Here is a 3,732-nt window from a genome sequence, read left to right on the forward strand (position 1 = left end):
GCCAAGGTCACGCTGGTGGAGGCGCACAAGATGGGCGGCGACTGCCTGAACTACGGTTGCGTGCCCAGCAAGGCCTTGATCAAAAGCGCCAAGCTGGCCGAGCAGATGCGCCACGGCGAGCGCTACGGCCTGAGCAACCAGACGCCCAGTTTCAGCTTTCGTACGGTGATGCAGCGCATCCACGGCATCGTGCGGGCCATCGAACCCCACGACAGCGTGGAGCGGTACACCGGCCTGGGGGTGGATGTGGTGCAGGGCTACGCCAAGATCGTGAACCCGTGGACGGTGGAGATCGCCCTGAATGGCGGCGGCAGCCAGACGCTGACCACGCGCAGCATCGTGATCGCCGCTGGTGCCCGGCCCTTCGTGCCACCGCTGCCCGGCCTGGAAGAAGTGGGCTACGTGACCAGCGACACCTTGTGGGACCGGTTCGCCGACATGGACGCGCCGCCCGAGCGCTTGGTGGTGCTGGGCGGTGGCCCCATTGGCTGCGAGCTGGCGCAGAGTTTTGCGCGCCTGGGTTCGCGCGTGACCCAGGTGGAGATGGCCGACCGCATCATGGCCCGCGAAGACGTGGAAGTGTCCGAACTGGCACGCGAGGCGCTGGCCGTCAGCGGTGTGGACGTGCTGACCGGGCACAAGGCCTTGCGCTGCGAAAACATCGCCGGCCAAAAAACCCTGGTGGTGGAACACGCCGGGGTTGAAAAACACATCGCCTTCGACGAGCTGTTGTGCGCCGTCGGGCGCGTGGCCCGCCTCAGCGGCTACGGGCTGGAAGACATCGGCGTACCCACCCAGCGCACGGTAGAGACCGACGAATACCTGCAAACCCTGTACCCCAACATTTACGCCGCAGGCGACGTCGCCGGCCCTTACCAGTTCACCCACACGGCCGCCCACCAGGCCTGGTACGCCGCCGTCAACGCCTTGTTCGGCGACTTCAAAAAATTCAAGGTCGACTACTCGGTGATCCCCTGGGCCACCTTCATCGACCCCGAAGTGGCCCGCGTCGGTCTGAACGAACAGGATGCCCAGGCCCAAGGGGTCGCCTATGAGGTGACGAAATACGGCATCGACGACCTGGACCGCGCCATTGCCGACAGCGAAGCACACGGTTTTGTGAAGGTGCTCACCGTGCCCGGCAAAGACAAGATCCTGGGCGTGACCATCGTCGGCACCCATGCGGGCGATTTGTTGGCCGAATACGTGCTGGCCATGAAACACGGCCTGGGCCTGAACAAGATCCTGGGCACCATCCACACCTACCCCACGCTGTCGGAGGCCAACAAGTACGCGGCGGGTGAATGGAAGCGCGCCCATGCGCCCGAGAAACTGCTGTTGTGGGTGCAGAAGTTCCACGACTGGAGGCGCTCTTGAACCGCAGCCGCCTCGGTGCGAACGCCGGCACGCGGCGGCGGCTCTTGGCGGTGTTCGCCTCTGCGGTGGCCGTGGGCATGTGGTCCAAAGGCACCTGGGCACAAACCAGTGGCTTTGACCACAGCCACAGCGCCTGGAATGTTCTGCTCCAGAAACACGTGCGCTGGCTGCCCGACGGCAAGCAGTCGCGTGTGGACTACAAAAGCTTTGCGGCCAACCGGGCCGCGCTCAAAGAGGTCTTGCAGGCCTTCAGCGCAGTACCCAAAGCCGCGTTCGACGGCTGGAGCGCGCCGCAACAAATGGCCTTCCTCATCAATGCCTACAACGCCTTCACGGTCGAGCTCGTGCTCAACGCCTACCCGCAACTGCAATCCATCAAAGACCTCGGTTCGCTGTTCCAGTCGCCCTGGAAGAAAAAATTCTTCTCGCTGCTGGGCGAGCCGCGCCACCTGGACTGGATCGAACACGAACAATTGCGGCCCAACTACAACGAGCCGCGCGTGCACGCCGCCGTGAATTGCGCCAGCATCGGTTGCCCAGCACTGCGCGACGAGGCCTTTACCGCCGCCAAGTTGCCCGCCCAGCTGGAAGACGGCATGCGCCGCTTTCTGGGCGACCGCAACCGCAACCGGGTGGCCAAGGGCCAGCTGGAAGTCAATGAAATCTTCAAATGGTTCCGGGAAGACTTTGAAAAAGGCCACCAGGGCTTCCATCGGCTCGAAGACGTGTTCGCCCGCTACGCCGAACAACTGAGCGACCTGACCACCGAACAAACCGCCCTGCGCGCGCGCCAGCTGCCGGTGCGCTTTCTCGATTACGACTGGTCGCTCAACGATCTGGGCCGCTGAACTGCCAGGTCCACCGGCGGGTCAACCCCGCCGACACAGCAGATCCACAATTTTTGGCCAAAAAAACAAAAAACCCCGCTGCAAGCAGCGGGGTTTTGGGTCAAAGGCAGCCAGTTTCCAGCCGCCAGACCGGGATCAGGAGCCCGAGCCGGTGCCGGTGGCAGAGCCGGTGGTGACCGAGCCGACCACAATACCGTTGATGGTCACGGAACCAGTGCCGCTGATCACGACTGGAATGGTGAGAGCAGAAGACTTGCCCGCACCCAGCACGAGCGACGCTGGGACATCAATGCTCGTGCCATTGGCCGCTTTACCAGCCGTGCCGACGTTGATATTGCAAGGCGTGATTTCCAGCGGGCTGGCTACACCCCAAGCGGGCGGGAAAACGGTTGGGGCTGCGAGTGTGAAGATGCACGAACCGAAACTCAGTGCGCCTTTGACCGTATTGCCACCCGAGACCACCGTGAAGGTATTTGCGGTGTCGAAAGTCACCGTGGTTGCTGCGCCCGCGGTACCAAAAGCCGCCGCGCCGCTGGGGAAAGTGAAGGTTTTGCCTGCCAGGGCCGTCACATTGGTGCCCGTGATCGCCGCCACTGTGTCGGCTTTTGCAAACAAGGTGGGGCCGCCACCGCCGCCGCCACAAGCGACCAGGCCGGCCACAGACAAGGACAGCGCCAGGGCACCCAGCATTTTGAATTTATTCATGACCAACCCTTTCAAAAGTTGAAGTTGCGCCGGAGATCCCTTCTCCAGCGCAGGTGTAAGAAAGCAAAGAAACCGTGCCATGATAGCGGCGCTTGGCCAACAGCCATCAAAACCCTGTGCAAGTGATGCATCAAGGCAACTGTGCCCGACCATACAGATAGAAGGCTTCGCGCATACGGGGCAGCTGGCTGAGGTAGTAATTTTGCCCTATACGCCCGGCGTTCAATTGCCGCCATTCGGCGTTGTAGCTCAGTTTGAGGTCGCGCACCGCATCAGGCGCCACGTAGTTGCCAGTCACCGTATTGGTGGTGATCTGCGTGCGCAGACCGGTCTTGAAGCGCTGCGCCCCGGCCACCTGCACCATGCCTGGAGCCATGCCCTGCCGTGGCGTGAGCGGAATGGACACTTCCAGACCCGCAAACTGCTGGGTGCCACCCTTGCGGTAAAACACATGCACACCCACGTCGCCAAACCAGCGGGTCACCTCCAGGGACGGTCCACGCGTGCCGTCGCTGAACTGCTGGGCACCGGCCTCCACCCAGGTTTGCGGCGAAACCACCCAGCGGTAGCTGCCCGAGGCCTGCACCCGCTGCTGACTGGTCTGGCCGGGTTGGCGTTGGTAGAGGCCGCCACGCAGCCGCACCACGTCGTCGCGCCCCGGCACAAAGATCGAAGCCTCGCCTTGCACGCCGTAGGCGTCGTAGTTGTAACGACCAGCGCCCACGTTGACCAGCACATGCTGGCCCAACCAGAACGACTGGTGCAACGCCGCCACTTTGAGACCGGTGCGGTGCAGGGAGCC

3 protein-coding genes and 1 pseudogene are annotated in these 3,732 nt (G+C 63.1%); 2 read left to right on the forward strand and 2 right to left on the reverse strand.

Going from position 1 to position 3,732, the window contains the following annotated elements; translation table 11 throughout:
- Positions 1 to 1,377, forward strand: a 1,377-nt coding sequence (locus tag ABYB95_RS19035; RefSeq protein WP_372660433.1) for an NAD(P)/FAD-dependent oxidoreductase, incomplete at its 5' end; no start/stop codon positions are given.
- Entirely contained in the window at positions 1,374 to 2,225 is an 852-nt protein-coding gene (locus ABYB95_RS19040; RefSeq protein ID WP_372660436.1) for a DUF547 domain-containing protein, read from the forward strand. The genes ABYB95_RS19035 and ABYB95_RS19040, both read left to right, overlap by 4 nt.
- Before the next feature lie 135 nt (positions 2,226 to 2,360).
- On the opposite strand, the gene ABYB95_RS19045 is transcribed toward ABYB95_RS19040, so the two are convergent.
- Entirely contained in the window at positions 2,361 to 3,011 is a 651-nt protein-coding gene (locus tag ABYB95_RS19045; RefSeq protein WP_372660439.1) for a hypothetical protein, read from the reverse strand.
- A 49-nt stretch (positions 3,012 to 3,060) separates the two neighbouring features.
- A pseudogene (locus tag ABYB95_RS19050) lies at positions 3,061 to 3,732 on the reverse strand (hypothetical protein); the annotation flags it as partial.

The sequence above is a fragment of the Hydrogenophaga sp. genome, from assembly GCF_041633695.1.
In the GTDB taxonomy this organism is placed as follows: domain Bacteria; phylum Pseudomonadota; class Gammaproteobacteria; order Burkholderiales; family Burkholderiaceae_C; genus Hydrogenophaga.

Excerpts from the sequence above, each read along its gene's own strand:
- ABYB95_RS19045 (WP_372660439.1), bottom strand. The coding sequence starts at position 3,011 with ATGGCACGGTTTCTTTGCTTTCTTACACCTGCGCTGGAGAAGGGATCT.